Below are 24,390 nucleotides of genomic sequence, written 5' to 3' on the forward strand. Positions count from 1 at the left end.
GGCTGCCACAAAAGTGGCAGCCTGCAACTATACACGATTCGTTCTCGCGCTTTTAGTGCACACGCTTCTTGAGGTAATCCAGCGCCTTGAGCTGGGCAATGGCCACTGCCAGGGCAGCATGCGCCTTTGCCGTGCTCAGGTCGTCGGTAGCGTGCTGCAGAGATTCCTCTGCTGCGCGCTTGGCCTCATTGGCGCGAGCTTCGTCGAGATCCTCGCCGCGGATCGCCGTATCAGCCAGCACGGTGATGTGGGTGGGCTGTACTTCCAGCATGCCGCCGGAGACAGCCACCAACACTTCTTCCTTGCTGCCGGGTACTGTCATGCGCAGTACACCGGGTTTGATACGGGTCAGGAGCGGCACGTGTCGCGGATAGACACCGATCTCACCTTCCAGCGCCGGAGCGACCAGAAACTCGGCTTCGCCAGAGTAGATGAGTTGTTCGGTGCTCACCACTTCCACATGCATCTTGGACATAAGCCCTCTCCTTAATTAAAGGGTCTTGGCTTTCTCAGCGGCTTCTTCAATAGAGCCAACCATGTAGAACGCTTGTTCCGGCAGGTGGTCGTATTCGCCAGCGAGAATCGCCTTGAAGCCCTTGATGGTGTCGCGCAGGGAGACGTATTTGCCCGGGGAACCGGTAAATACTTCGGCCACGTGGAAGGGCTGGGACAGGAAACGCTGGATCTTACGCGCGCGTGCCACGACCAGTTTGTCTTCCTCGGACAGTTCGTCCATACCCAGAATGGCGATGATGTCGCGCAGTTCCTTGTAGCGCTGCAGCGTGGATTGCACGCCACGGGCTACGGAGTAGTGCTCGTCACCAACCACCAGCGGGTCCAGCTGGCGCGAGGTGGAGTCCAGCGGGTCAACGGCCGGGTAGATACCCAGGGCAGCGATGTCACGCGACAGAACCACGGTAGCGTCCAAGTGGGCAAAGGTGGTTGCCGGGGACGGGTCGGTCAAGTCATCCGCAGGGACGTATACGGCCTGGATGGAGGTAATGGAACCATCCTTGGTCGAGGTAATACGTTCTTGCAGACGGCCCATTTCTTCGGCCAGAGTCGGCTGGTAACCCACGGCGGAAGGCATACGGCCCAGCAGTGCGGATACTTCGGTACCGGCCAGGGTGTAACGGTAGATGTTGTCAACGAACAACAGCACGTCACGGCCCTTGCCGGATTCGTCCTTCTCGTCACGGAAGTGCTCGGCCATGGTCAGACCGGTCAGAGCAACGCGCAGACGGTTACCCGGCGGCTCGTTCATCTGGCCATACACCATCGCTACCTTGTCCAGTACGTTGGAGTCCTTCATTTCGTGGTAGAAGTCGTTACCTTCACGGGTACGCTCACCTACACCAGCGAACACGGACAGACCGGAGTGGGCCTTCGCGATGTTGTTGATCAGTTCCATCATGTTCACGGTCTTGCCTACACCGGCACCGCCGAACAGACCAACCTTACCACCCTTGGCAAACGGGCAGAGCAGGTCAATCACCTTGATGCCGGTTTCCAACAGGTCGGTAGCGGAAGACAGCTCGTCGAACTTCGGAGCAGACTGGTGAATGGCGCGACGTGCGTCGGTAGCCACCGGACCAGCTTCATCAACCGGATTACCCAGTACATCCATGATACGACCCAGGGTGGCGCTACCCACCGGCACCGAAATCGGTGCGCCGGTGTTGGCAACTGCCATGCCACGCTTCAGGCCGTCCGAGCTACCCATCGCAATGGTACGGACCACGCCGTCGCCCAGCTGCTGCTGGACTTCGAGCGTCAGGTCAGCGTCAACCAGCTTCAGGGCATCATAAACCTTCGGCATGGCGTCGCGCGGGAATTCCACGTCGATCACCGCACCAATGATTTGTACGATTTTGCCTTGGCTCATTATCGGTTCCTAAACATTTAACTTTTACAGTCTGTGTACGGCTTACACCGCTGCGGCACCGGCCACAATCTCAGACAGCTCAGTGGTAATCGCCGCTTGACGGGCCTTGTTGTACACAAGGCGCAGCTGCTTGATCGTATTACCCGCGTTGTCGGTTGCGGCTTTCATGGCCACCATACGCGCTGCCTGTTCGGAAGCCATATTTTCGGCCAGAGCCTGATACACCACCGACTCCAGGTAACGCTTGACCAAGAACTCCATCAGGCTGGGGGCATCCGGTTCGTAGAGGTAATCCCACGAATGCGAGTGCTCCACCACCATGTGATGCGGAGTCAACGGCAGGAGCTGTTCGATTGTCGGTTCCTGTTTCATCGTGTTGATGAAACCGGAATAGACGATGTAAACCGCGTCCAGTTCGCCTTCAGCGTACTGCTTGAACAGCACTGTAAGCGGGCCAATTAGTTTGTCCATCTTCGGAATATCACCGAGCTGGACGGCGCTAGCCACGACATTGAGACGGGCACGCTGGGTGGCAGCCAGGGCCTTTTGACCCAGGCAGCACACGTCGACTTCGACGTTCTGATCCTGCAGCTCCTTGACCTTGGCATAGAAGCGCTTGAACGAGTTCACGTTCAGGCCGCCACACAGGCCCTTGTCAGAGGAAACCAGGATGATACCAGCGCGCTTGACAACGTCACGGCGTGCAAGCAGTGGATGACCAAGATCCGCGTTTGCCTGAGCAAGGTGCGCCATAACCGTGCGCACCTTCTCAGCATAAGGACGGGCAGCGCGCATACGCTCTTGCGTTTTGCGCATCTTGGAGGTTGACACCATTTGCATCGCGCGAGTGATCTTCTGCGTGTTTTGCACGCTTCGGATCTTGGTGAGAATCTCTTTACCGACTGCCATTCCTGAACCTTTCTTTAGCTACGACGTGAGTCGAAAGGCTCAGTTGAAGCTGTAGCCAGCCTTGAACGATTCCATCGCCTTGGCCAGTACCTTCTCGTTGTCGCCGGACAGATCGCCCGAAGCGTTAACGGCGGCCAGCAGGTCGCTGTGGTTCGCACGCACGTAAGCGAGGAACTCAGCTTCGAATGCCAGGGCCTTCTTCACCGGAACGTCTTCGTAGCTACCCTTGTTCACAGCCCACAGGGTCAGCGCCATTTCGGCGGTGGCCAGCGGCACGAACTGCTTCTGCTTCATCAGTTCGGTAACCACTTCACCGTGTTGCAGCTGCTTGCGGGTTGCTTCGTCCAGGTCGGAAGCGAACTGCGAGAACGCAGCCAGTTCACGATACTGGGCCAGGGCCAGACGAATACCACCACCCAGCTTTTTGATGACCTTGGTCTGAGCCGCACCACCCACGCGCGATACCGAGATACCGGCGTTGATGGCCGGACGGATACCTGCGTTGAAGAGGTCGGATTCCAGGAAGATCTGGCCGTCAGTGATGGAAATCACGTTGGTCGGAACGAAGGCGGAAACGTCACCGGCCTGGGTTTCGATGATAGGCAGTGCGGTCAGCGAACCGGTCTTGCCCTTCACTTCGCCATTGGTCAGTTTTTCTACTTCGTCCTCGTTGATGCGGGAAGCGCGTTCCAGCAGACGGGAGTGGAGGTAGAACACGTCGCCAGGGTAGGCTTCACGGCCCGGCGGACGACGCAGCAGCAGGGAGATCTGACGGTAGGCAACGGCTTGCTTGGACAAGTCATCGTATACGATCAGTGCATCTTCGCCGCGGTCGCGGAAGTATTCGCCCATGGAGCAGCCGGAGTACGGTGCAATGAATTGCAGCGCAGCGGCTTCGGAAGCGGTAGCGGCAACGATGATGGTGTGACCCAGTGCACCGTGCTCTTCCAGCTTGCGTACCACGTTGGCAATGGAGGATGCTTTTTGACCTACGGCAACGTAGATACAAACAACACCAGTGCCTTTTTGATTGATGATGGCGTCCAGGGCAACGGCGGTCTTGCCGGTCTGGCGGTCACCAATGATCAGCTCACGCTGACCACGGCCAACCGGAACCATGGAGTCAATCGCCTTCAGGCCGGTCTGCATCGGCTGGGATACCGATTGACGCGCAATCACGCCCGGCGCGATCTTTTCGATCGGGCTGGACAGCTTGGCGTTGATCGGACCCTTGCCGTCGATCGGCTGGCCCAGGGCATTGACAACACGGCCCACCAGTTCCGGACCTACCGGCACTTCCAGAATGCGACCGGTACACTTGACTTCGTCGCCTTCGGAAATGTGTTCGTACTCACCCAGTACCACGGCGCCGACAAAGTCGCGCTCCAGGTTCATGGCGAGGCCGTAGGTGTTGCCCGGGAACTCGAGCATTTCGCCCTGCATCACGTCTGCCAGACCGTGGACACGAACGATACCGTCGGTCACGGAAATGACCGTACCCTTGGTACGGACTTCAGCGCCTTCAGCCAGGTTCTGAATCTTGGCCTTGATCAGATCGCTGATTTCAGAGGGGTTCAACTGCATGATCTCTCCTAATTCTTGAGGCTTGCCGCCATCGCTTGCAGCTTGCCGCGCACGGAACTGTCGATGACATCGTCACCAACCAGCACGCGCACACCACCGATCAGATCGGCATTGTCACGCACATCAAGACGTACGGTTTTGCCGTAGTGCTTGGAAAGCGTGCTGGTGAGTTCGGCTTTCTGTTCTTCGGTCAGCGGGAACGCCGTTTCAACTTGCGCATCAACGATGTTTTCCGCTTCGGCCTTGAACAGTTCAAACTGACTGGCGATATGCGGCAGCAGCATCAGGCGGTGGTTCTCGATCAGGGCGACCAGAAAGTTTTTCACGCTTTCATTGGCACGCTCGCCGAGGACATCCAGCATCAGCGCCTCAACCTCTTTTGCGGTATGTTTCGGATTGGTGACAACTTCGACCATATCCGGGTTGTTCACCATGGCAGCCAGCCACGCAAGCGCATCGGACCACTGGTCCAGCGTACGCGTTTCGGTGGCGAGGCTGTATACCGCTTCGGCGTAGGGCCTTGCGACGGTAATGAGTTCTGCCATGAGTTAATTAAAACTCCGCTTTGATGGAGGAAAGCAGGTCGGCGTGCTTGGCTGCATCGATCTCTTTGCGCAGGATCTTCTCTGCGCCGACTACGGCCAGCTGGGCCACATGCTCACGCAGGGCTTCCTTGGCACGCATCACTTCCTGATCGATCTGACCTTTGGCGTCAGCCACAATGCGGGCACCTTCGGTGCTGGCATTTTCCTTGGCTTCGTCCACAATCTGGGTTGCACGCTTCTCGGCAGAAGCAATGATTTCCATTGCTTGCTGCTTGGCCTTGCGAACTTCGTCCGCAACGCGCTTTTCAGCGGCTTCCAGATCTTGCTTGCCACGTTCTGCAGCGGCCAGGCCGTCTGCAATACGCTTGGCACGCTCTTCCATCATATTGGTAAGCGGAGGCCAAACAAACTTCATGGTGAACCATACCAGGATGGCGAACGTGATCGCCTGGCCCAGTAGTGTTACGTTAAATTCCACGCTTGTTTTCCTCCAGAGAATGACTTCTACACCAACCGTTTACTGACTAAAAATTAGCCACCCAGAGCTGCTTTGGCAGCGGACAGGAACGGGTTGCTGAAGGTGTACAGCATGGCAACACCCACACCGATCATGGAGATCGCATCCAGCAGACCGGCGATGATGAACAGCTTGGTTTGCAGAACCGGGATCATTTCCGGTTGACGGGCGGAGGCCTCGAGGAATTTGCCACCCAGAATGGCGAAGCCGATAGCAGTGCCGAGAGCGCCAAGGCCAATGATCAGAGCAGCTGCGATAGCGGTCATCGACTGAATCTGAGAAACGAGTGCTTCCATTATTTATCTCCTAAGACTTATGCAAGGATGGTTGGTAAAAAAACTAAAACAAAGGTAAAGCTCAAACGAAAACAAATACCACGAACTCTTTAGTGCGCTTCCACGGCCAGGCTCAGGTACACGATGGTCAGCATCATGAACACGAAGGCCTGCAGGGTGATGATCAGGATGTGGAAGATGGCCCACGGTGCACCCAGGATCCACTGTGCGCCCCAGGGCAGCAGTGCGATCAGGATGAAGATCAGTTCGCCGGCATACAGGTTGCCGAACAAACGAAGCGAGAGAGAGATCGGCTTGGCGGCCAGTTCGACCAGCTGGAAGATGAAGTTCAGCGGGGCCAGGATGATGGCGCCAATCGGATTGTGGGTGTGGAACGGTGCGGTCAGCAGTTCCTTGCCCCAGCCGCCCAGGCCCTTGGCCTTGATGGAGAAGCCGATGATGCACAGGAACACGGACAGCGACATGGCGAAGGTGGCATTCACGTCGGCGGACGGCACCGAACGGAAGTAAACGTGATGCGCTTCCAGACCGAAGAAGGTGTGGCCGATCCACTGCGCAATGTTCGGCAGCAGGTCAACCGGCAGCATGTCCATTGCGTTCATCAGGAAAATCCAGCAGAAGATGGTCAGTGCCAGCGGGGCGATGACCTTGCTCTTGGCATGGAAGATTTCCTTAACCTGGGTGTCCACCAGTTCGATGATGGATTCCACGAACAACTGCAGCTTGCCCGGATTTTCCAGGCTGGCACGACGGGCCACCATGGCAAATACACCGGCAAACACAAACGCCAGGAACAGGGAGACGGAGAAAGTGTCTACGTGCAGGCTCCAGAAGCCGCGAGCCGGGGACGGATCGGAATTCCAGAAGGTAAGGTGGTGATTAATGTACTCAATTGCGTTGCTTGCCATCGCTCTTTTCTCAATTATTTGATTAGAAGCCCTAACCAGTAGCCGGACACCGTGGCGAAAAAGCCTGCCAGCAAACCCACTACCGATAAATCCTTGAAAAACACCAAAGATGCACCAAACATTAAGACAGTCAGGATGAATTTGACTGCCTCTGCCTTGAAGTGCGCCTTCATCAGCACCGCAGGTGGGACATGACGCTTGGCGTAGGCGATTCTGGCATAGACCGCGGCTGGAATCAGCGCCGACAATCCCCCCAGCAGAACCGACACCGGAACCACCGTGGTGCCACCACTCAATACGGCACCAAGTAGTACGGCCACTACAAGCAGTTTTGCCTGCAGGCGCAGCACGCGCCCGACTTCCGGATTTTGCATGTCCAACACTTAAAAAATCGCTCGATTATAGGCTGAGGGCTTGATTTGCGTCAAACTGAACATCGCCCGCACCATTGCAGTGCAACATATAATCATTTGCTTGATTTTGCTTGAAGTTTTTCCAGCAGCCGTTCCAGATCATCCAGACTGGCATATTCCACCTGCAAGCGGCCCTGCCCGCGCGCGCCATGACGAATGCTGACCTTGGCGCCAATGCGCTCCGACACTTCCTGCTCCAGCCGGGCAATGTCCGGGTCCTGCCGTTTTTCCACTGCGGCGACTGTGGTTTTTTGGTCAGACAATTGTTGTACCCGGCGCTCTACTTCGCGTACCGACCAGCCCTTGTCCACGGCCGCGTGCGCCAGCTCCAGCTGCTGTACCACCGGCAAGGCCAGCAAGGCACGGGCATGGCCCATTTCCAGCTGTCCCTGATGCAGCATGTGCTGCACCGGCTCTGGCAGCGCCAGCAGGCGCAGCAGATTGGACACGGCGCTGCGTGAACGGCCCACGGCATCGGCGGCGGTTTCGTGGGTCAGGCCGAATTCGCTGATCAGCCGCTTGAGACCTTGCGCCTCTTCGATGGGATCCAGCTCCTGGCGCTGGATGTTCTCGATCAGCGCCATGGCCAGGGCCGCTTCATCGGCCACGGTTTTCACCACCGCCGGCACTTCGGCAAGCCCCGCCTTGCGCGCAGCGCGCCAGCGGCGTTCACCGGCGATCAGTTCGTACTCACCGAGGCCCACTTCACGCACCACCACCGGCTGGATGATGCCCTGTGCGCGGATCGACGCCGCCAGCTCGTCCAGCGCCACTTCGTTCATGTGGCTGCGTGGCTGGTATTTGCCGGGACGGATCAGGTCGATGGAAAGCGTGGTAAGACGGTCGTCTACCGCGGCGCTGGTGGCGAGGAGCGCGTCAAGACCGCGCCCGAGTCCTTTGAGTTTGGCCATGTTGTCAGACAGATGGAGTTGCGGTTGCGGGTTCGAGGCGGGCAGTCAGTTCCTGCGCCAGCGCGAGATAGGCCTGGGCACCGCGGGCGTTGCGGTCGTACACCAGGCCGGGCAGACCATGGCTGGGCGCCTCGGCCAGCCGTACATTGCGCGGAATGACGGTTTCGAACACCTTGCTGCCAAAGTGGCTGGCCAGCTGCTCGGACACCTGCTGTGAAAGATTACTACGTGCATCGAACATGGTGCGCAGCAGGCCCATGATTTCAATGCGCGGATTCACCGCCGTGCGTACCTTGCGCAAGGTGGTGACCAGATCGGACAGCCCTTCCAGCGCATAGTATTCACACACCATGGGTATCAGCACGCTGTTGGCGGCCACCAGGCCGTTGAGCGTCAGCAGATTGAGCGAGGGCGGGCAGTCGATCAACACATAGTCGTACTGGTCGTCGACCAGACTGAGTGCGTTTTTCAGACGGGCTTCGCGGGCCAGTTCGTTGACCAGTTCCAGCTCGGCCCCGCCCAGGTCGCGATTGGCCGGCAGCACGTGATAGCCACCCTGCTTGGCGGGCTGGCGCACCTCTTCCACCGAGGCATCGCCCAGCAGCACGTGATAGACCGACTGCTCCAGCGCCTGCTTGGCGATGCCACTGCCCATGGTGGCATTGCCCTGCGGGTCGAGATCCACTATCAGCACCCGCCGCCCCAGCTCGGCCAGACCTGCAGCCAGATTGACCACGGTGGTGGTCTTGCCGACCCCACCTTTCTGGTTGGCGACCGCGATCACCCGTGCATTCATTTAGCCACCATTCTCACCAGATGGCGTTCGGCGTCCAGACCGGGCACCGACACCGGCAGTACTTCGGCGACGGCCACCGTTTCCGGCAGCAGCGAGATTTCTTCGTAGGGATAAACACCCTTCATCGCCAGATACTGCCCGCCTTCGGCCAGCAGATGCGGCGTCAGGCGGACAAACTCGGCCAGCTCGGCAAAGGCGCGACTGGTGATGCGGTCGAACTTCTGTTCCGGCTGATAGGCTTCCACCCGACTGGTGACGACCTCGACATTGGGCAGGCCCAGTTCGATGACCGCCTGGCGCAGAAAGGTGGTTTTCTTGTGATTGGAGTCCAGCAGGACAACCTGCAGATCCGGCCGGGCAATGGCCGCCGGAATGCCGGGCATGCCGCCGCCCGAGCCGACGTCCAGCAGACGGCTGCCACCATTCAGGTGCGGCACCAGCGACAGGCTGTCCAGCAAATGGTAGCTGACCATGCGCTGCTCCTCGCGCACGGCGGTCAGGTTATAGGTGTGGTTCCATTTGGCCAGCAGCGTCAGGTAGCCGTCCAGCAAGGCCAGCTGTTGTTCATTCAACCCCAGGGCCAGTTGATCCAGCCCGTTTTTCAGTTCTGCAGTATGTGTCATGCGCTTGGCTTGGCAATTATTCAATTTTGGCGTCGGTAAAACCGCGTTTCAGATGCACCATCAGCAGCGCTACGGCCGCCGGGGTAATGCCCTGGATGCGCGAAGCCTGGCCCAGGGTTTCCGGGCGCTGCTGATTCAGTTTTTGTTGCACTTCCTTGGACAGGCCCTTGACCAGTGCGAAGTCGATGTCAGCCGGCAGGCGGATGTCTTCCAGATTGTCACGGCGCGCCAGTTCTTCGTTCTGACGATTGATATAGCCTTGATATTTGACCTGAATTTCCACTTGCTCGGCAACCACCTCGTCGGCCACGCCACCGGCCGCTTCCGGCAGGGTCATCAGCTCACGGTAGGCGACATTGGGGCGCTTGAGCAGGTCGAACAGGTTGTATTCGCGCTCGATGCCCTTGCCCAGCAGGGCTTCCAGCGCCGCGGCATCCTGCAGCTTGGCCGGGTGCAGCCAGGTGGTCTTCAGGCGGGCGGTTTCGGCTTCCACCGCGTCACGCTTGCGGCAGAAGGCTTCCCATTGTGCATCGCCCACCAGGCCCAGCTTGCGGCCCATTTCGGTCAGGCGCAAGTCGGCATTGTCCTCGCGCAGCTGCAGGCGGAATTCGGCACGGCTGGTAAACATGCGGTAAGGCTCGGAGACGCCCTTGGTGATGAGATCGTCCACCAGCACGCCCAGATAGCCCTCGTCGCGACGCGGACACCAGCCCTCTTCATCACGCGAATACAGACCGGCATTCAGGCCGGCCAGCAGCCCTTGCGCTGCGGCTTCTTCGTAACCGGTGGTGCCGTTGATCTGGCCGGCAAAGAACAGACCCTTGATGGATTTGGTTTCCAGCGTGGACTTGAGGCCGCGCGGGTCGAAGTAATCGTATTCGATGGCATAGCCGGGACGCAGTATGTGGGCGTTTTCCATGCCGCGAATCGAGCGCACCGCTGCCAGCTGGATATCAAACGGCAAGCTGGTGGAAATCCCGTTGGGGTAGAACTCGTGCGTGGTCAGGCCTTCCGGTTCCAGGAAGACCTGATGGCTGTCCTTGTCGGCAAAGCGGTTGATCTTGTCCTCGATGGACGGGCAGTAACGCGGGCCCACCCCTTCAATCACGCCGGTAAACATCGGGCTACGCGCGAAGCCGGAGCGGATGATGTCATGAGTTTGCTGATTGGTGTGGGTAATCCAGCACGGCAGCTGCTTGGGGTGCATGCTGCGCTGGCCACGGTAGGAGAACACCGGCTCGGGCGTATCCCCGGGCTGCTCTTCCATGACCGAGAAGTCGATGCTGCGGCCATCGATGCGCGGCGGCGTACCGGTTTTCAGGCGACCCACCGGCAAGGCCAGCTCACGCAGGCGTGCGCCCAGGGTGGAGGCTGCCTGATCACCGGCACGGCCGCCGGTGTAGTTTTCCAGGCCGACATGAATCTTGCCGGACAAGAAGGTGCCGGCGGTCAGCACCACGGTGCGGGCGCGGAAAGTGATGCCAATGGCCGTGATGGCACCGGCCACGTGATCGCCTTCAATCAGCAGGTCGTCCACCGGCTGCTGGAATAGCGTGAGATTGGGCTGGTTTTCCAGCATCTCGCGAATGGCCGCCTTGTAGAGGATGCGGTCAGCCTGCGCACGCGTGGCGCGTACCGCCGGACCTTTCGAGGCATTGAGGGTGCGGAACTGGATGCCGCCGATGTCGGTGGCCAGCGCCATGGCGCCACCCAGTGCATCCACCTCTTTCACCAGGTGACCCTTGCCGATGCCACCAATCGACGGATTGCACGACATCTGACCCAGGGTCTCGATATTGTGGGTAAGCAGTAGCGTGGCGCGCCCCATGCGGGCTGCGGCCAGTGCGGCCTCGGTGCCGGCGTGACCGCCGCCGACCACGATCACGTCAAATTGTGTGGGATAAATCATCTGGCTGTACTCGGAACCCCGTGCATGCGAACGACGCATGGGTGATGCGTGCAGGAAAAACGGCCTATTCTACGGCAAAACCGATAACCATGTAAGTCATTGATTTACTTCGCCCCTGTTGTAACCCGACGTTAAAACGCAGGTCATCCACAAGTCATGTGATGGAAATGTCTTCGTCAAACAGGATGATTAGCATGTTTTGGACGGACAGCAGGCCAAAAAGCTGCTGCCAAATGAAGGAGTTGCCCGCAATGCCGGGCCGACTGGACGAAAGTCCGAGCGACATTCCTTGCTGACAAAACTAGCATGCATCGCATGTTCCGAGGGGAGTAAGTCATGCAATTGAACGAAAGCGTTTCCGCCCGCCGCCAGCTGAAACTGGGAGTACGTGTCGCCGAAACCGCTGAAGATATCCGCCGCGCCCAGAAACTGCGCTTCGATGTATTTGCCGGCGAAATGGGTGCCGAACTGTCCTCGCATGAGCTGGGCATCGACTGCGACGAATACGATGCACTGTGCGATCACCTGATCGTGGAAGACGCCAACAGCGGCCTGGTGGTCGGCACTTATCGCATGCTGCCGCCGGATATGGCCCGCCGCGCCCCCTCGCTGTATTCCGAACACGAATTCGACCTGACCCGCCTGGACAACCTGCGCGACGGCCTGATCGAAGTGGGCCGTTCCTGCGTCCACAAGGACTTCCGCAGTGGTGGCGTCATTGCCCTGCTGTGGTCCGGTCTGGCTGATTATGTGCAGAAAAAGGGCGGTGAATATCTGGCCGGTTGCGCCAGCGTCAGCCTGGCCGATGGTGGCCATCAGGCTGTCAGCCTGTATCGCCAGCTGGAAGCCAGCCACCTGTCCCCGGCAGAATGGCGCGTGTTCCCGCACCTGCCGCTGCCGCTGGACCGCATTCAGGACGATGCCGCCTCTTCGCCGATGCCGCCGCTGATCAAGGGCTACCTGCGCGCCGGCGCCTTCATCTGCGGCGAACCGGCCTGGGACCCTGATTTCAACTGCGCCGACTTCTTCATGCTGTTGCCGATGAGCCGCCTCACCGGCCGCTACAACCGTCACTTCGTAGGCTGATTCCCAGCCTGCCGCAGCCTAGCTGTGTCATCAGCCCGGACGAAACCCCCCGTTCGTCCGGGCTGTTCTGCATTCAAGCCACCGCCAGCCCGGCAGCTGGCTGCTACAATCCGCCACATGAGCTACCCGTTTGCAGCAGTCGGCATCGTCCACTCCCCCTACAAGGAAAAATTCGGCATCCCGCGCCAACCTTCGCTGGCCCCGGCCGCCGAGGTCAGTGTGGAATTGCTGCCACCATTCAATCACCCGGACACCGTGCGCGGACTGGAAGCCTTCTCCCATGTCTGGATCAGCTTCGTGTTCCACCAGACCGCCCGCCGCGGCTGGCAAGCACTGGTGCGACCGCCACGCCTGGGCGGCAATGCCAAGGTGGGCGTGTTTGCCAGCCGCTCCACCCATCGCCCCAATCCGCTGGGCCTGTCGCTGGTGGAACTGCGCGGCATCGACTTTCACGACGGCGTACGCCTGCAACTGGCCGGCGCCGACCTGCTGGATGGCACGCCGGTGCTGGACATCAAGCCCTACATTCCTTTTGTGGAAGCCCGGCCGGAAGCCCGTGGCGGCTTTGTCGACGGCCCGCCGGTCTGCCTGCAGGTAGAGTGGAATAGCACAGCGCTGCAACAGCTGGCCGCCCTCCCCTCCCCGCCGCCCGCCCTGGCCGCCCTGATCGAACAGGTGCTGGCACAAGACCCGCGACCGGCCTATCAGGACGACCCGCAGCGCATCTATGGCGTGCAGCTGTATGACTACAACATCCGCTTCAGCGTGGCGGATAACCATGCCCGCGTGCTTGAAATACAGCGGCTTGCCCCGAACTAAAGTCACATGCCCCAGTCACACCGGGGCCCTTTACTCTGGAGAATATAATCATGACACCTCGCGCGAAGACGATCATGCTCGCCTTCACCCTGGTTTCTGTCCTGGCGGCACCGTTCGCGGAAGCCGCACGCCTGGGCGGAGGCAAGAGCGCCGGCATGCGCCGCTCGGCCCCGACCAAGAGCTACCAGCAGCCCACCCCGATGCCGGCACCGGCACCGCAAGCTGCTCCGCAAGCACAGCCCAAGAAAGGTCCGGGCATTGGCACAGCCATTGCCGCTGGTGCCGCTGGTGCCGCCGCCGGCTACATGCTGGGTTCGGCCATGAACAGCAACCATGCCTCCGGCAATGCGTCGGAAGCCGCCAGCGGCTCCGGCATCCCCTGGGGCACCCTGGCCTTGCTCGGCCTGCTGGGCATTGGCGGCCTGATGTGGTTCCGCCGCAAGAACGCTACCCCCGCAGCACCGATGAACACCCCGATGCCGGCGGGCAATGCGCCAGTATTCAATAGCAGCAGCCAGGATGCCGCCCGCTTCGATCCGATTCCCAAGATCGGCTCCGGCCTGGGTCAGCCAGCGTCTTACGGCGCCGCTGCACCGGCCATGGCTGGTGGTGTACCCGCCCGCCTGCCGGATGGCACCGAAACGCCGAACTTCCTGCGTCAGGCCAAGGCCACCTTCCTGCATTTGCAAAGCCTCAACTCGCCGGACAGCCTGGAAGAAGTACGCAAGTACATGACGCCGGATCTGTTCGAAGGCCTGCGCAACGACATCGCCGGCAATAGCGATGTGGCCGACTTCCCGCAGCTGGACTGCCAGCTGGCGGAAGCCGTGGAAGAGGCTGGCCGTTACATTGCCACCGTGCGCTTCTCCGGCACGGTGAGCGAATCGGTCAATGCCCCGGCGGTGCCGTTCAGCGAATACTGGCACTACATCAAGGATGGCAGCACCGGCGGCAAATGGCTGGTGGCAGGCATTCAGCAGGAGTAATTTCTTCTTTTTGTGCTGATTTATCTCAACGGGCCCAGTCGGGCCCGTTTTTTATTATCGGCCCATGCTCTACACTGGAATGCCAATTGCTAGAGAGATTGGCTTACGGGCCAGCAAGAGCCCCACTCCAGGAAGGAATGTACTGTAATGAAACGTTTCGAGCATGCCGGTCTGACCCTTGGCAGCCATTTTCAGCCCATCTACAGCCTGGCGCATCGCCGCACGGTGGGTGTGGAAGCCCTGTTGCGCGCCGAGCAGAACCAGCTGCCACTCTCCCCGGCCGAGGCCTTTTACGCCATGGTGTCGCCAGAACGGCGTCACGGGCTTGACCTGGCGGTCAGCCAGGCCCATGTCCAGCATTTTTCCCAGCTGGAACAAGCCCATCCGCACTGGTTGTTTCTCAATGTCGATGCCGCCTCGCTGTCGCGCCCCGAGCGCGCCATGGCGCTGGCCAATTCCATCCGCGAAGCCGGCCTGCAGCCGGGCAATGTGGTGCTGGAAGTGCTGGAACATGTGCTGGAAGTGGATGAGGCGCTGATCGAAGGCGTCAACCTGCTGAAAAAAGCCGGTTTCCTGATCGCCATCGACGACTTTGGCGTCGGCCATTCCAACCTGGACCGGGTCTGCCAGCTGGAGCCCGACCTGGTGAAATTCGACAAGGACTTGCTGCGCAGCGCGGTCAGCCAGCCGCGCACCCGCAATCTGCTGTCCAGACTGGTGCGGCTGATGCATGAAATTGGTGCACTGGTGGTGGAAGAAGGCATCGAAACCGAAAACGACGTACTGGTAGCGCTGGAATCCGGCTGCGATCTGGTACAGGGCTATTATGTGGCACGGCCCAGCCTGACACCCGATGCGGACGACATCATCACCAAGCGGCTGGATTCGCGCTGGGACGAGCTGATGGTGCGCGACCTGCTCAAGCGCAAGATCACCCGGCGCCAGATCGAACTGGCACGGCAGGCCTTTGTGCAATCGGCCATTTCACTGATGCAGGGCACCCCGTTTGATCAGGCGGCCACCCCGATGCTGGCCATGCCGGACGTAATCCGCTGCTTTTTGCTGGACAGCGAGGGCCGCCAGATCGGCCGCAACCTCAACAGCCGCCACAACACCGTGGCCAGCAACCTGAAATTTGCCCCGCTGGCCGACACCACCGGCGCCGTGTGGTCGCGCCGCGCCTATTTCCAGCACGCCATCGACCAGCCCGGCGTGCTGTACATGAGCGAGCCTTATCTGTCGATGACCGACACCCGCTCCTGCGTGACGCTGTCGATGGCCATTGAAATCGACGAAGCCATGCATGTGCTGTGTGCCGACGTACTGGCCCCGCGTGTACACAGCAGCCACGGCTGAAAACGGCAAACGCAGCAATGAAAAAGGACCGCACGCGGTCCTTTTTCGTTTCCGGGCGCCGGCTTACTGCGCCGGGCTGACCTCGGAGATGTTTTCAAACAGGGTGACCACCTTCTGCACCCCTGCGGTTTCGCTCACCACCTGCGCCGCAGCCTGGCCTTCGGCCGGCGTCACCAGCCCCAGCAGGTAGACCACGCCACGCTCGGTCACCACCTTGATCTGATTGGGCGAGTAGCCCTTGCCATCCAGCATGCGGGTGCGCACCTTGCTGGTGATCCAGGTATCGTTGCTGCGCTCGGACAAGCCGGACGACGGTGCCACCACCGTGTAGTTGTACACCCGGCGGACATTGGGCATGCCACGGGCAATCAGCTCGGCCTGCTGGCCAGCCTCGGCGCTCGGCACCTCACCGGTCAGCAGCACGGCACGGTTGTAGCTGGTGGCATTGACATGGGCCGACGGCAGCTTGTCGCCAATCTGGTGCGATACCTTCACTTCGATGCTCTGGTCATCCACATAGGCACCGCTGGAACGACGGTCGGTGGCCACCAGCGCACCACCGGCCACGCCGCCAGCCGCCAGGGCAAAGCAACCGGACAAGGCGCTGGACAGGCCGGCAGCCAGCAACAGGGTCAGGACTGTGTGTTTCATTTACTCGCCTCCCAACAGCATGTAGTCAATCGCATCGCACAGCGCATGCACCAGCAGGATATGCACCTCCTGGATGCGCGCGGTACGCAATACCGGCACATTCAGCTGAATGTCCTCCGGCGACAGGATTTCACTGATCTTGCCGCCGTCCTTGCCGGTCAGGGCAATCACGCCCATGCCGCGTTCGTGGGCGGCATAGATGGCTTCGATCACATTGGCAGAATTGCCCGAGGTGGAAATGGCCAGCAAGAGGTCGTTGGTATGCCCCAGCGCCCGCACCTGCTTGGAAAAAATCATGTCGAAATCGTAGTCGTTACCAATGGCGGTGAGCGCCGAGGTATCGGTTGCCAGTGAAATGGCCGCCAGACCGGGGCGTTCTTTTTCAAAACGCCCCAGCATCTCGGCGGCAAAATGCTGGGCATCCGCTGCCGAGCCGCCATTGCCGCAGGCCAGGATCTTGCCCTCGTTCATCAGGCAGCTGACCATGCGCTCGGCCGCCAGGGCCACCGCCGGCGACAGCAACTCCATGGCCTCCTGCTTGGCGGCGATGCTTTCCAGAAAATGTCCGTTGACGCGTTCAATCAGGTCCATGCTTTTCCTCGTAGCAGCCAACCGGGGGCTGCTATGCAAAAATGTTTTTCAGCCACTGTAGCGGCTGCTCGCCTTCACTCAGCACAGCATCAAAACGACAAGGTGCGTCTACTCCCCTATCGGACAGGTAGACTGCCGCCGCGTGCATGAGTTTCCTTTGTTTGTTTGCGGTAATGCTGTAAGCGGCACCGCCAAAGCGGGCGCTGGCGCGATGGCGCACCTCGACGAACACCCAGCAGCGGCCATCACGCATGATCAGATCGATTTCGCCACCCCGGCACAGCCAATTGCGCTCCACCAGTTGCAGCCCCTGTCGCAACAGGAAGGACAAGGCCCGCTCTTCCGCCAGCCTGCCCTGCTCATTCATGGGGTTTACTCGCCCTCGCCAATCAGCGACACCGGCAACTGGCGGTCGAACACGCGGTCGCGCCCCAGTTTCAAATCACCGGTCACGCCATCCAGCTTGATGCTGGCCGGATTACGGCTGTTCGCCAGTTGCAAGGCCAGGCGATAGGCATCAATCCCCAGCGCATACAGCCGCTCGGTTTGCAGGGTCAGCGCGCTGGCCGGCCGCGCATAACGCTTCACCGCCGGATGCTGCGGCATCAGGAACCACGGCATGTCGATAAAACGGATACCGGCCAGTTGCCGGTCCGGGGTGCGGGTACTGATCTGCGAGGTGGCATACACCGCCAGCTCTGGCAGCAAGGCAGGCTTCAGCCGGGCCGCCTCGGCCGGCTCCACCGCCAGAAACACCGCATCCGCGCCTGCTGCCGCCGTGGCGAGTTCGGACAGATTGTGGCCGTTGTCCTCCATCTGCTGTGCATCCTTGCCCGCCTGGCTGCGCCACTCGTCGGCAAAAGCCTGCTTCAGCCGGCTGGACAGCACCTCGCCATCGGTAATGATCAAGGGATTGGCACGGCCATCTTCCCGCATCAGCCGGGCAATCTGCCGCGCTTCCACTTCCACATTCAAGGCCAGGGTAAACAGCTTGGGGTTGGTGGGCACATCGCGCCCCACCGCATTCAGCGCCAGCGTGGGCACGCTGACATAAGGCGCCACCGCGGCAATGCCGCTGCGCGACAGCGGGCCGATCACCACATTCACCCCGCCCGCCACCGCCTCGCGGTAACGCTGGGCGGCATTGTGCTCATCGGCATCAATCACCACCACCTCGGCCTGCGGATCGACATCATGCGCCGCCTCCACCCCGCTGCGCACCACCGCCGCCGCCTCGCCCAGCAGGCGTGACTCGGTAGGCAGCAACAGGCCGATCTTCACCCGCGACGCCATCTTGCCCGGTGCGGGCAGGGGCTTGGCCTGCGGCGCCATGGCCGGCGCCGAAGCCGGCGCAGTCTGCGCCCGAACCGCCGCACCAGCCGCGCTATTGAGCGGCGCGGCATTGAGTTGGATGATATAGTCCGGTGCCTGCGCCTGCGCAGCCGTCAACCATGTCATCATGACGCCAACCAACAGCGGAGCCAGTCTTTGCATACTTCGTTCGCTCACTTGCTTGAATCTGCACGGGAAAGTTTCTGTCGCGGCACATTATATGTGGTGGCCACCCCCATTGGAAACCTGGGAGATGTTACCGCGCGTGCGCTGACTGCCTTTGGCGTGGCCGATGTGGTGTGCGCCGAAGACACCCGCGTCACCGGCAGCCTGCTGACAGCATACGGCATTCACGCCAACAAACTGGTCAGCCTGCGCGAACACAACGAACGCAGCATGGCCGAACAAGTCATCCGCTGGCTGGCGGAAGGCCAGATCGTGGTGCAGGTATCCGATGCCGGCACCCCCGCCGTATCCGACCCCGGCGCCCGGCTGGTGGAAGCCGTGCGCGCCGCCGGCCACCCGGTACGCCCCATTCCCGGCGTGTCCGCCGTCATCACCGCCCTGTCCGCCAGCGGCTTCACCAGCAATGCCTTTCTGTTTCACGGCTTTTTGCCGCCCAAAAGTGGCGAACGCCGCCGCACCCTGCAGCAATGGCTCAGTGCCGACCACCTGGTGGTGTGCTACGAAGCCCCGCACCGCATCGTCGACACCCTGCAGGACATCGTGGCCGAACTGGGGCCGGAACGCCGGCTGATGCTGGCACGCGAACTGACCAAAACCTTTGAAACCTTCCACAGCCTGCCCGCCGGCGAACTGCTGGAATGGGTCAAGGCCGACAGCAACCAACAGCGCGGCGAAATCGTGCTGATCATCGACGCCGCCCCGCAGCCCGACAGCGACGAAGCCCTGCCGGAAGAAGCCATCCGCATCATGAACATCCTCAGCGCCGAACTGCCGATGAAACAGGCCTCCACCCTGGCCGCCCAGATCAGCGGGGCCAACCGCAAGCAACTGTATGACCATGCGCTGAAATTGAAAAAGGACGCCGCAGAGTGATTTACAAGGGCAGGCGGATCAGATAGACTTGCCTCCTCTTGCGATGCCCGGGTGGCGAAATCGGTAGACGCAGGGGATTCAAAATCCCCCGCCGCAAGGTGTGTCGGTTCGAGTCCGACCCCGGGCACCACATCCTTACCAGCTAAGGATTGCAGCAAGAATCAAAACAGCGCCGCAAGGCGCTTTTTTGTTGCCCAAATTCCGCCATGGAACACTGGCGGGACACCAACGCAACACAGCACTCCCCGGCAGGCTCAGCCCGTAGCCATGCCGTGCCACATCCTTCCCCGGTATTGACAAGCCAAGCCCACCACCCAACAATTGCCGCGTGCTGTTCAATAGCGGCACCGGGCGTAGGAACCCGATTAGCACTATGGCGGACACCACCGCGAAAGCGGTTTTTTTGCGTCCGTGCGTCTTGTCTTGCCTTCTATGGCGGGCCGGGCGGGGCAGCCTTCGGGCTGGCCGGTTCCATAGTGCCGGTATTCCTACCCCCGTTCGGACTGCCACCCACCGTAGGAAGTGGTTGGCGGTACGCAAACCGCACACTATGGAGGCAATCACCATGCCTGGCATCTCCCGCGCCCAGTTGCGCCCTCCCCCCGCGATTGTCATTGCCCTTGCAGCCCTGCCATCTTTCAGCAAGGAGGCCCGCGCATGAACACCCAGCCCCTGCAAAACCAGCCCGTTCCCGCCGCCTATCTGGCGCTGGCCACCTTTGAAGACCAACTCCGCTACCTGCAAACCCTGGCCAGCCTGCCGGAACATGCCGCACTGCGCGATTCCATCAGCCAGCTGACCTGCCTCTCCCAGACCATCCAGCACACCATTGCCGATGGCATCTGCACGCTGGACCGTGCCGCTGACTGCATGCAATGCCTGCTTGATCTGCTGCACCACGCAGAGGACATGCCGCTGGCAGCCAACCAGCTGGCCGGGCTGCTGACCCCGCTGCATCAGCAAATCAGCCTCGCCCGCACCGATATCGGCCAGCTCCTCTAAAGAACAAACAGCGCCGCAAGGCGCTGTTTTGTTGAACGTCCGACGTCCTGCCCGCGTTGCCCTGCACCCACTGAAGCTGACCTAGTGCGCCCTGGAGAACTACGCGATGCCCGCAGGGAAGTGGTTGATGAAGAGTGGCCAAAATAGCGAATTCCATCAGAACGGATGAAATGGGTGAGCCACATATTGTGCCATTGTCATTACAAGCGCTAGAGTTGCAGCAACAGCTGCACCCGCTGACTGGCCGTGCTGCCCTGCTCTTCCCCGCCATGACCGACCACGACCGGCCAATGAGTGAAAACACCTTGAGCTACGCCATGGGCCGCATGGGCTACAAAGGCCAGGCCACACCGCACGGTTTCCGCGCCCTGGCATCAACGGTGCTGAATGAGGAAGGCGTTAACGCCGACGTGATCGAGCGCAAGCTGGCACATGCGAAACGGAACAAGATACGGGCGGCTTACCACCGGGCGGAGTACTTGGACGAGCGTAGAAAGATGATGAATTGGTGGAGTGAATTCTTAGATACTCATCAGCAACATCCCGCAAAAAAACAACCAAAATTTAATTAAATACTTATCAAAATGGAGTAAATATGCACCTCGGCAGATTTCATTGCGCAATTGAACAGCTTCACATTTATTACAAGTCGACCAATCCAATTCAGCACATACAAAACATCATAAACTCACTAAACCAAGTTGCCGCGAACCCCGGGCACTTAGAAATTGCAAAAAACTACACCAACTCCCTAGAGGAATGCAGAATCACTCTAGAAAGCTCCACACTCAACAACCCAAGACCGATTCTAAAGAATATTTTAAAATCTATAAAAGCCGAAGAATATATTGGAAATAAATTATTTGACAAAATAAAAACAGCAATCGCTTCTCATTCAGCAGCCCCAAGCCTAGCAAGCCAAGCCCTTACCAATATACAACGAGATACGCAAGCATTTTTCAACAACATCGAATCTATTGACAACTGCTTCGGTAACCTAGAAGTTGAGTATGACGACTTGAGTGCCGGAGAAGCCGAAATAGGTCTTCTAATCCCTAGAAATGAAAATCAATCAACACTAAAAGATTTAAGTAAAGAATTCAGCCAATGGAACAAAGCACTTTCACCAATTGTTGAGCTATACGATCCGGATGCAAAAAATCTACAAATAAAGATTTGCTCAACAACAGACTGGATGGTATATCTTTCCGCCACGCCTGTTGTATTACTTGGTGTTCACACATGCGTAAAGAGAGTCAACTTAATCCTAAACGAATTAATTGAAACACGGGAATTAATAACAAAATTATCAAAACGAAAACCATCATCCCCTGCCATTGAGATGCTAGAGAGTGAACATTCTGAAATGGCAAGCGAAAATATCAGAAAACTGGCAGAAGAACTTGTAGATGAACGCTACACAGGAACAGATGACGGTAGAAAAAATGAATTAAAAAATGCAATGACTCAAGCACTAACAACAGTTGCGGACAAGATTTCTACAGGCGCAAGCATTGAGGTAAGAATGATTCCACCTCCTCTGGAGAAATCTCAAGACAACAGCGAGCTCGATGCCCAAGATGAAATGCAATCACAAAGCAGCCTAACTGAATTGGCAAATAACCTTGACGGCGACATCGATGGATTACTATTCAATGGAAGCTCTTTAGACGTCAAAGCGTTACTTGAAAATATTATTAATAAGAACCAGCAACCTGACTAAATAAATTTCACTGCCTAATATTGTCATGTCAAGCCCACCACCGTGGGTTTGACATGACACAGAGTTCTCCAAAACTAACACCACCCATCGGCATCAGCGTTCATCGCTCCTGGGCCGCTACAGCGCCCGCAATCCACCACCCTCAGCCCACAGCGCGCGCAATCGAAGCCCCGCCTCGCCTCCGCTCTTCATATGCCTCAAATCATGCACCTGCATGATTCCCCGTAAAGCCCGCCCAGCCGGGCTTTATTTGCGCCTATTACCCTGCCTCGAATCATGTGTTTTCATGCAGATTCTTGCACCCGCTTCGAGTGATCTTCCGTTTTCCCTGCTAGGTGCTATTGGACCCATCGCGTTATTGATCAGTAAGCATCCTGTCACGTCCATCACCCTGGTCTTTTTGCAAAAAAACCAAAATTCAATCACAGGACTTGCCAAAAGTCGGTGGTTTTTTCGCCATGTGGTATGGCTAACTTGCATAACAGTGAGCACGTTTCAATCCGTTTTTGTTTCGAGATACTGCTACCGTGTCTACCCCGTTGCCGCCGGTCCATTCCGGTGGTGCTGCTATTGAGGCACAGCACTGCTGCAATCCAGCCCCCGGCACTTGCCCGTCTTGCCCGGTCGAGTGTGGTCTGCCTGGCGCTATCATCAGCGTGTGTTGCCGCATCGGTTTTGGTTCATGACTCTTGCGTTCAGCGGCATCATGGATATGATGAATTCATTTTTCAGCCACCACCCTTGGAAGGATTGCCATGTCGGATGCCCTGGCCCAGCAGGAAGCTGTCGGTTCCCGTTTTTCCCTGGCCAAAATGCGCCATGCACGTGACAAGACCTTCGAGGCGGTGCAGCTGATTGCGGCGCAGATCCGGCCCGGCATGGACGAGCAGCAGGCCAAGGACCTGGCGCGGGCGACGCTGGCGCGCATGGGAATGGAGCGGATCTGGCACGGCATCATCATCCGCTTTGGCCATTCGACGCTGAAAACCTTCAAGCAGAAAATGGACCCCGACAATGTGCTGGGTGAGCACGATATTTTCTTTATCGACCTGGGGGTGGTGTGGGATGGCCACGAGGGCGATGCCGGCGCGACCTTTGTGGTGGGGCAGGATGGCGACATGCATGCCTGCGCGGCGGCGGCGCGTACGCTGTGGCAGCGGGTCAGTGACAAGTGGCAGCGGGATGACTGCGCCGGCAGCGCGCTATACGACTATGCGGCCGAGCAGGCTGCGGCCATGGGCTGGAAGCTGAATCTGGATATCAAGGGGCACCGGGTTTGCGATTTTCCGCATGCCATTTACCAGGCCGGTTCGCTGGGGGATTTTGCCGCCTGCCCGGATACCGGGGTGTGGATTCTGGAAATCCAGATCCGCCACCCCACGCTGCCGTATGGGGCGTTTTATGAAGACCTGCTGCTGCGTGATACGGCGCACTGAGGCCGCTGGCGGGCGATCAGCGGCGGCTTTGCTGTGGCAGCTGGCTGCGGGCCAGCTGCAAAAAGCGGCATACCGTTGCTGATCCGGTATGCCGCCGGCAGCCAGGTTTGCGCCTGGCGGCGTTTGGGCAGGCTGCCTGCCCTGTTCACTGATCACTCAGCACGGCGGGCGACAGCCCACCGCACCGCCAGCCAGGGCGCGCCGGCGCTGGCTGCGGCTTTCAATCATCGTGATGCAGGTTTTCCTCGATCACCGCATTGATCACCCCCATGGCCACGGCCAAGGGCAGCCCCAACATCCAGGCGAAATACCACATGATTTTGTCCTTTCGCTTCAGTAAACACTCTTGCTGTTGGCACGGATGTGCTGCTCGGTCACCTTGCCGCGCATCACGCGGTAGCACCAGGCGGTGTAGCTCAGCACAATGGGGGTAAAGATCAGCGCCGCCCAGAACATGGTATTCAGCGTCATCTGGCTGGAGGTGGCATCCCAGGCCGTCAGGCTGGAACGCGGGTCCGAGCTGGACGGCAGCAGGAAGGGAAACAGGCTGGCCCCGGCCGTGCCAATCACACCGGCCTGCACCAGGCTGGAGGCGATAAAGGCCAGGCCCGCCTTGCGCACCGCGGCCAGCGACACGGCAGCCGCAGCACTGACAATACCCAGCAAGGGCAAGGCCATGGTCAGCGGATAGCGCTGGTAGTTGCCCAGCCAGGCCCCGGCGGCACGCACCACGGTTTTGGCCAGTGGGTTGGACTGCGCGGCGGCTTCACCACCCGCAGTAATCACATAGCCATCCAGATGACCGACCCACAGCCCGCCCAGCACAAACAGCACGATAGTCAGCACGCCAAACAGCATGGCGGCGCGGCGCGCACGTTGCGCCATTTTTTCCTCGGTGCGCAGCATCAGGTAGGTGGCACCTTGCAGCAGGATCATGCTGGCCGATACCAGACCGCACAGCAGGGCAAACGGGTTGAGCAAGGCCCAGAAGCTGCCTTCGTAGAACACGCGCAGGGTGTCGTCGAAATGGAAAGGCACGCCTTGCAGCAGGTT

At 59.4% G+C, this 24,390-nt stretch carries 28 protein-coding genes and 1 tRNA gene; 10 read left to right on the forward strand and 19 right to left on the reverse strand.

The annotated features are described in order from the left end of the window. Window positions 1-52: 52 nt before the first annotated feature. The 13 genes from DFR38_RS12410 to mnmG all read right to left on the reverse strand — a co-directional run bounded on the left by DFR38_RS12410 (window position 53) and on the right by mnmG (window position 11,296). Window positions 53-475 carry a F0F1 ATP synthase subunit epsilon gene (locus DFR38_RS12410; RefSeq protein ID WP_059285294.1) on the reverse strand — a complete coding sequence of 141 codons (423 nt, stop codon included), beginning with the start codon at window positions 473-475 and terminating at the stop codon, window positions 53-55. 15 nt (window positions 476-490) lie between these two features. Next, on the reverse strand, window positions 491-1,885 hold the full coding sequence (gene atpD, locus DFR38_RS12415) for a F0F1 ATP synthase subunit beta (protein WP_103523577.1): 1,395 nt from the start codon (window positions 1,883-1,885) through the stop codon (window positions 491-493). A gap of 42 nt (window positions 1,886-1,927) precedes the next feature. Continuing rightward, window positions 1,928-2,794, reverse strand: coding sequence for a F0F1 ATP synthase subunit gamma (gene atpG, locus DFR38_RS12420; RefSeq protein WP_059285295.1), 867 nt, complete (start codon window positions 2,792-2,794; stop codon window positions 1,928-1,930). Between the two features lie 39 nt (window positions 2,795-2,833). Beyond that, window positions 2,834-4,378, reverse strand: a complete 1,545-nt coding sequence (atpA, locus tag DFR38_RS12425; RefSeq protein ID WP_059285296.1) for a F0F1 ATP synthase subunit alpha — start codon at window positions 4,376-4,378, stop codon at window positions 2,834-2,836. Between the two features lie 8 nt (window positions 4,379-4,386). Beyond that, entirely contained in the window at window positions 4,387-4,923 is a 537-nt protein-coding gene (locus tag DFR38_RS12430; protein WP_059285297.1) for a F0F1 ATP synthase subunit delta, read from the reverse strand. Between the two features lie 7 nt (window positions 4,924-4,930). After that, a complete protein-coding gene (locus DFR38_RS12435) occupies window positions 4,931-5,401 on the reverse strand; it encodes a F0F1 ATP synthase subunit B (protein ID WP_059285298.1) in 471 nt (156 codons plus the stop codon). A gap of 53 nt (window positions 5,402-5,454) precedes the next feature. Next, window positions 5,455-5,736, reverse strand: a complete 282-nt coding sequence (gene atpE / locus DFR38_RS12440; protein WP_045847701.1) for a F0F1 ATP synthase subunit C — start codon at window positions 5,734-5,736, stop codon at window positions 5,455-5,457. An 89-nt stretch (window positions 5,737-5,825) separates the two neighbouring features. Beyond that, complete coding sequence (atpB, locus tag DFR38_RS12445) at window positions 5,826-6,644, reverse strand: F0F1 ATP synthase subunit A (protein ID WP_059285299.1); 819 nt, start codon at window positions 6,642-6,644, stop codon at window positions 5,826-5,828. Window positions 6,645-6,658: 14 nt separating this feature from the next. Continuing rightward, window positions 6,659-7,018 (reverse strand): ATP synthase subunit I, encoded by a 360-nt coding sequence (locus DFR38_RS12450; protein ID WP_059285300.1) that lies wholly within the window; start codon window positions 7,016-7,018, stop codon window positions 6,659-6,661. A 92-nt stretch (window positions 7,019-7,110) separates the two neighbouring features. Next, a complete protein-coding gene (locus tag DFR38_RS12455) occupies window positions 7,111-7,968 on the reverse strand; it encodes a ParB/RepB/Spo0J family partition protein (RefSeq protein ID WP_059285301.1) in 858 nt (285 codons plus the stop codon). Window positions 7,969-7,972: 4 nt separating this feature from the next. Next, on the reverse strand, window positions 7,973-8,764 hold the full coding sequence (locus tag DFR38_RS12460; RefSeq protein WP_059285302.1) for a ParA family protein: 792 nt from the start codon (window positions 8,762-8,764) through the stop codon (window positions 7,973-7,975). Further along, a complete protein-coding gene (gene rsmG, locus DFR38_RS12465) occupies window positions 8,761-9,387 on the reverse strand; it encodes a 16S rRNA (guanine(527)-N(7))-methyltransferase RsmG (RefSeq protein WP_059285303.1) in 627 nt (208 codons plus the stop codon). The genes DFR38_RS12460 and rsmG overlap by 4 nt, the downstream gene beginning before the upstream one ends. Window positions 9,388-9,403: 16 nt before the next feature. Next, complete coding sequence (gene mnmG / locus DFR38_RS12470; RefSeq protein ID WP_110313480.1) at window positions 9,404-11,296, reverse strand: tRNA uridine-5-carboxymethylaminomethyl(34) synthesis enzyme MnmG; 1,893 nt, start codon at window positions 11,294-11,296, stop codon at window positions 9,404-9,406. Window positions 11,297-11,632: 336 nt separating this feature from the next. Here mnmG and DFR38_RS12475 point away from each other — a divergent pair, with 336 nt between their 5' ends. The 4 genes from DFR38_RS12475 to DFR38_RS12490 all read left to right on the forward strand — a co-directional run bounded on the left by DFR38_RS12475 (window position 11,633) and on the right by DFR38_RS12490 (window position 15,543). Continuing rightward, complete coding sequence (locus DFR38_RS12475) at window positions 11,633-12,382, forward strand: GNAT family N-acetyltransferase (protein ID WP_059285304.1); 750 nt, start codon at window positions 11,633-11,635, stop codon at window positions 12,380-12,382. 117 nt (window positions 12,383-12,499) lie between these two features. Next, a complete protein-coding gene (gene tsaA, locus DFR38_RS12480) occupies window positions 12,500-13,201 on the forward strand; it encodes a tRNA (N6-threonylcarbamoyladenosine(37)-N6)-methyltransferase TrmO (protein WP_110313471.1) in 702 nt (233 codons plus the stop codon). 50 nt (window positions 13,202-13,251) lie between these two features. Further along, a complete protein-coding gene (locus DFR38_RS12485) occupies window positions 13,252-14,187 on the forward strand; it encodes a Tim44 domain-containing protein (protein WP_059285305.1) in 936 nt (311 codons plus the stop codon). 147 nt (window positions 14,188-14,334) lie between these two features. Then, window positions 14,335-15,543, forward strand: coding sequence for a sensor domain-containing phosphodiesterase (locus DFR38_RS12490; protein ID WP_059285306.1), 1,209 nt, complete (start codon window positions 14,335-14,337; stop codon window positions 15,541-15,543). Between the two features lie 63 nt (window positions 15,544-15,606). On the opposite strand, the gene DFR38_RS12500 is transcribed toward DFR38_RS12490, so the two are convergent. From DFR38_RS12500 to DFR38_RS12515, 4 genes are read right to left on the reverse strand one after another with little or no spacing between them, the layout of a single operon-like run. Further along, window positions 15,607-16,194 carry a BON domain-containing protein gene (locus DFR38_RS12500; RefSeq protein ID WP_059285307.1) on the reverse strand — a complete coding sequence of 196 codons (588 nt, stop codon included), beginning with the start codon at window positions 16,192-16,194 and terminating at the stop codon, window positions 15,607-15,609. Continuing rightward, complete coding sequence (locus DFR38_RS12505) at window positions 16,195-16,785, reverse strand: phosphoheptose isomerase (RefSeq protein WP_059285308.1); 591 nt, start codon at window positions 16,783-16,785, stop codon at window positions 16,195-16,197. A gap of 31 nt (window positions 16,786-16,816) precedes the next feature. Then, the gene (locus tag DFR38_RS12510) at window positions 16,817-17,152 is read right to left on the reverse strand and encodes a YraN family protein (RefSeq protein WP_059285309.1); all 336 of its coding nucleotides are present in this window, start codon (window positions 17,150-17,152) and stop codon (window positions 16,817-16,819) included. Window positions 17,153-17,157: 5 nt separating this feature from the next. Continuing rightward, window positions 17,158-18,246, reverse strand: coding sequence for a penicillin-binding protein activator (locus DFR38_RS12515; RefSeq protein ID WP_239688571.1), 1,089 nt, complete (start codon window positions 18,244-18,246; stop codon window positions 17,158-17,160). A 27-nt stretch (window positions 18,247-18,273) separates the two neighbouring features. On the opposite strand from DFR38_RS12515, the gene rsmI reads away from it, so the two are divergent. The 6 genes from rsmI (at window position 18,274) to DFR38_RS12545 (ending at window position 23,337) form a co-directional block, all read left to right on the forward strand. Beyond that, complete coding sequence (rsmI, locus tag DFR38_RS12520) at window positions 18,274-19,176, forward strand: 16S rRNA (cytidine(1402)-2'-O)-methyltransferase (RefSeq protein WP_110313473.1); 903 nt, start codon at window positions 18,274-18,276, stop codon at window positions 19,174-19,176. 45 nt (window positions 19,177-19,221) lie between these two features. Beyond that, a tRNA-Leu gene (locus tag DFR38_RS12525) sits at window positions 19,222-19,306 on the forward strand. 527 nt (window positions 19,307-19,833) lie between these two features. Beyond that, window positions 19,834-20,178, forward strand: coding sequence for a DUF1484 family protein (locus DFR38_RS12530; RefSeq protein ID WP_059285312.1), 345 nt, complete (start codon window positions 19,834-19,836; stop codon window positions 20,176-20,178). 170 nt (window positions 20,179-20,348) lie between these two features. Then, window positions 20,349-20,750, forward strand: a complete 402-nt coding sequence (locus DFR38_RS12535) for a tyrosine-type recombinase/integrase (protein WP_059285313.1) — start codon at window positions 20,349-20,351, stop codon at window positions 20,748-20,750. A 23-nt stretch (window positions 20,751-20,773) separates the two neighbouring features. Continuing rightward, window positions 20,774-21,901 (forward strand): hypothetical protein, encoded by a 1,128-nt coding sequence (locus DFR38_RS21040; protein WP_146215976.1) that lies wholly within the window; start codon window positions 20,774-20,776, stop codon window positions 21,899-21,901. A gap of 755 nt (window positions 21,902-22,656) precedes the next feature. Then, complete coding sequence (locus DFR38_RS12545; RefSeq protein ID WP_059285315.1) at window positions 22,657-23,337, forward strand: M24 family metallopeptidase; 681 nt, start codon at window positions 22,657-22,659, stop codon at window positions 23,335-23,337. A 220-nt stretch (window positions 23,338-23,557) separates the two neighbouring features. Here the strand turns inward: DFR38_RS12545 and cydX are convergent, their stop codons facing one another. Both cydX and cydB read right to left on the reverse strand, forming a co-directional pair. Next, window positions 23,558-23,653 (reverse strand): cytochrome bd-I oxidase subunit CydX, encoded by a 96-nt coding sequence (gene cydX / locus DFR38_RS12550; RefSeq protein WP_082693332.1) that lies wholly within the window; start codon window positions 23,651-23,653, stop codon window positions 23,558-23,560. 17 nt (window positions 23,654-23,670) lie between these two features. After that, window positions 23,671-24,390: cytochrome d ubiquinol oxidase subunit II (gene cydB, locus DFR38_RS12555; protein ID WP_110313475.1), on the reverse strand; the 720-nt coding region annotated here is incomplete at its 5' end.

It is taken from the genome of Aquitalea magnusonii (assembly GCF_003202035.1).
Lineage (GTDB): Bacteria > Pseudomonadota > Gammaproteobacteria > Burkholderiales > Chromobacteriaceae > Aquitalea > Aquitalea magnusonii.

What these genes read in the sequence shown, in the direction of transcription:
- DFR38_RS12410 (WP_059285294.1), bottom strand. Translation starts at nt 475, where the DNA reads ATGTCCAAGATGCATGTGGAAGTGGTGAGCACCGAACAACTCATCTAC.
- atpD (WP_103523577.1), bottom strand. Translation starts at nt 1,885, where the DNA reads ATGAGCCAAGGCAAAATCGTACAAATCATTGGTGCGGTGATCGACGTG.
- atpG (WP_059285295.1), bottom strand. Translation starts at nt 2,794, where the DNA reads ATGGCAGTCGGTAAAGAGATTCTCACCAAGATCCGAAGCGTGCAAAAC.
- atpA (WP_059285296.1), bottom strand. Translation starts at nt 4,378, where the DNA reads ATGCAGTTGAACCCCTCTGAAATCAGCGATCTGATCAAGGCCAAGATT.
- DFR38_RS12430 (WP_059285297.1), bottom strand. Translation starts at nt 4,923, where the DNA reads ATGGCAGAACTCATTACCGTCGCAAGGCCCTACGCCGAAGCGGTATAC.
- atpE (WP_045847701.1), bottom strand. Translation starts at nt 5,736, where the DNA reads ATGGAAGCACTCGTTTCTCAGATTCAGTCGATGACCGCTATCGCAGCT.
- atpB (WP_059285299.1), bottom strand. Translation starts at nt 6,644, where the DNA reads ATGGCAAGCAACGCAATTGAGTACATTAATCACCACCTTACCTTCTGG.
- DFR38_RS12450 (WP_059285300.1), bottom strand. Translation starts at nt 7,018, where the DNA reads ATGCAAAATCCGGAAGTCGGGCGCGTGCTGCGCCTGCAGGCAAAACTG.
- DFR38_RS12455 (WP_059285301.1), bottom strand. Translation starts at nt 7,968, where the DNA reads ATGGCCAAACTCAAAGGACTCGGGCGCGGTCTTGACGCGCTCCTCGCC.
- DFR38_RS12460 (WP_059285302.1), bottom strand. Translation starts at nt 8,764, where the DNA reads ATGAATGCACGGGTGATCGCGGTCGCCAACCAGAAAGGTGGGGTCGGC.
- rsmG (WP_059285303.1), bottom strand. Translation starts at nt 9,387, where the DNA reads ATGACACATACTGCAGAACTGAAAAACGGGCTGGATCAACTGGCCCTG.
- mnmG (WP_110313480.1), bottom strand. Translation starts at nt 11,296, where the DNA reads ATGATTTATCCCACACAATTTGACGTGATCGTGGTCGGCGGCGGTCAC.
- DFR38_RS12475 (WP_059285304.1), top strand. Translation starts at nt 11,633, where the DNA reads ATGCAATTGAACGAAAGCGTTTCCGCCCGCCGCCAGCTGAAACTGGGA.
- tsaA (WP_110313471.1), top strand. Translation starts at nt 12,500, where the DNA reads ATGAGCTACCCGTTTGCAGCAGTCGGCATCGTCCACTCCCCCTACAAG.
- DFR38_RS12485 (WP_059285305.1), top strand. Translation starts at nt 13,252, where the DNA reads ATGACACCTCGCGCGAAGACGATCATGCTCGCCTTCACCCTGGTTTCT.
- DFR38_RS12490 (WP_059285306.1), top strand. Translation starts at nt 14,335, where the DNA reads ATGAAACGTTTCGAGCATGCCGGTCTGACCCTTGGCAGCCATTTTCAG.
- DFR38_RS12500 (WP_059285307.1), bottom strand. Translation starts at nt 16,194, where the DNA reads ATGAAACACACAGTCCTGACCCTGTTGCTGGCTGCCGGCCTGTCCAGC.
- DFR38_RS12505 (WP_059285308.1), bottom strand. Translation starts at nt 16,785, where the DNA reads ATGGACCTGATTGAACGCGTCAACGGACATTTTCTGGAAAGCATCGCC.
- DFR38_RS12510 (WP_059285309.1), bottom strand. Translation starts at nt 17,152, where the DNA reads ATGAATGAGCAGGGCAGGCTGGCGGAAGAGCGGGCCTTGTCCTTCCTG.
- DFR38_RS12515 (WP_239688571.1), bottom strand. Translation starts at nt 18,246, where the DNA reads ATGATGACATGGTTGACGGCTGCGCAGGCGCAGGCACCGGACTATATC.
- DFR38_RS12530 (WP_059285312.1), top strand. Translation starts at nt 19,834, where the DNA reads ATGAACACCCAGCCCCTGCAAAACCAGCCCGTTCCCGCCGCCTATCTG.
- DFR38_RS12535 (WP_059285313.1), top strand. Translation starts at nt 20,349, where the DNA reads ATGGGTGAGCCACATATTGTGCCATTGTCATTACAAGCGCTAGAGTTG.
- DFR38_RS21040 (WP_146215976.1), top strand. Translation starts at nt 20,774, where the DNA reads ATGCACCTCGGCAGATTTCATTGCGCAATTGAACAGCTTCACATTTAT.
- DFR38_RS12545 (WP_059285315.1), top strand. Translation starts at nt 22,657, where the DNA reads ATGTCGGATGCCCTGGCCCAGCAGGAAGCTGTCGGTTCCCGTTTTTCC.
- cydX (WP_082693332.1), bottom strand. Translation starts at nt 23,653, where the DNA reads ATGTGGTATTTCGCCTGGATGTTGGGGCTGCCCTTGGCCGTGGCCATG.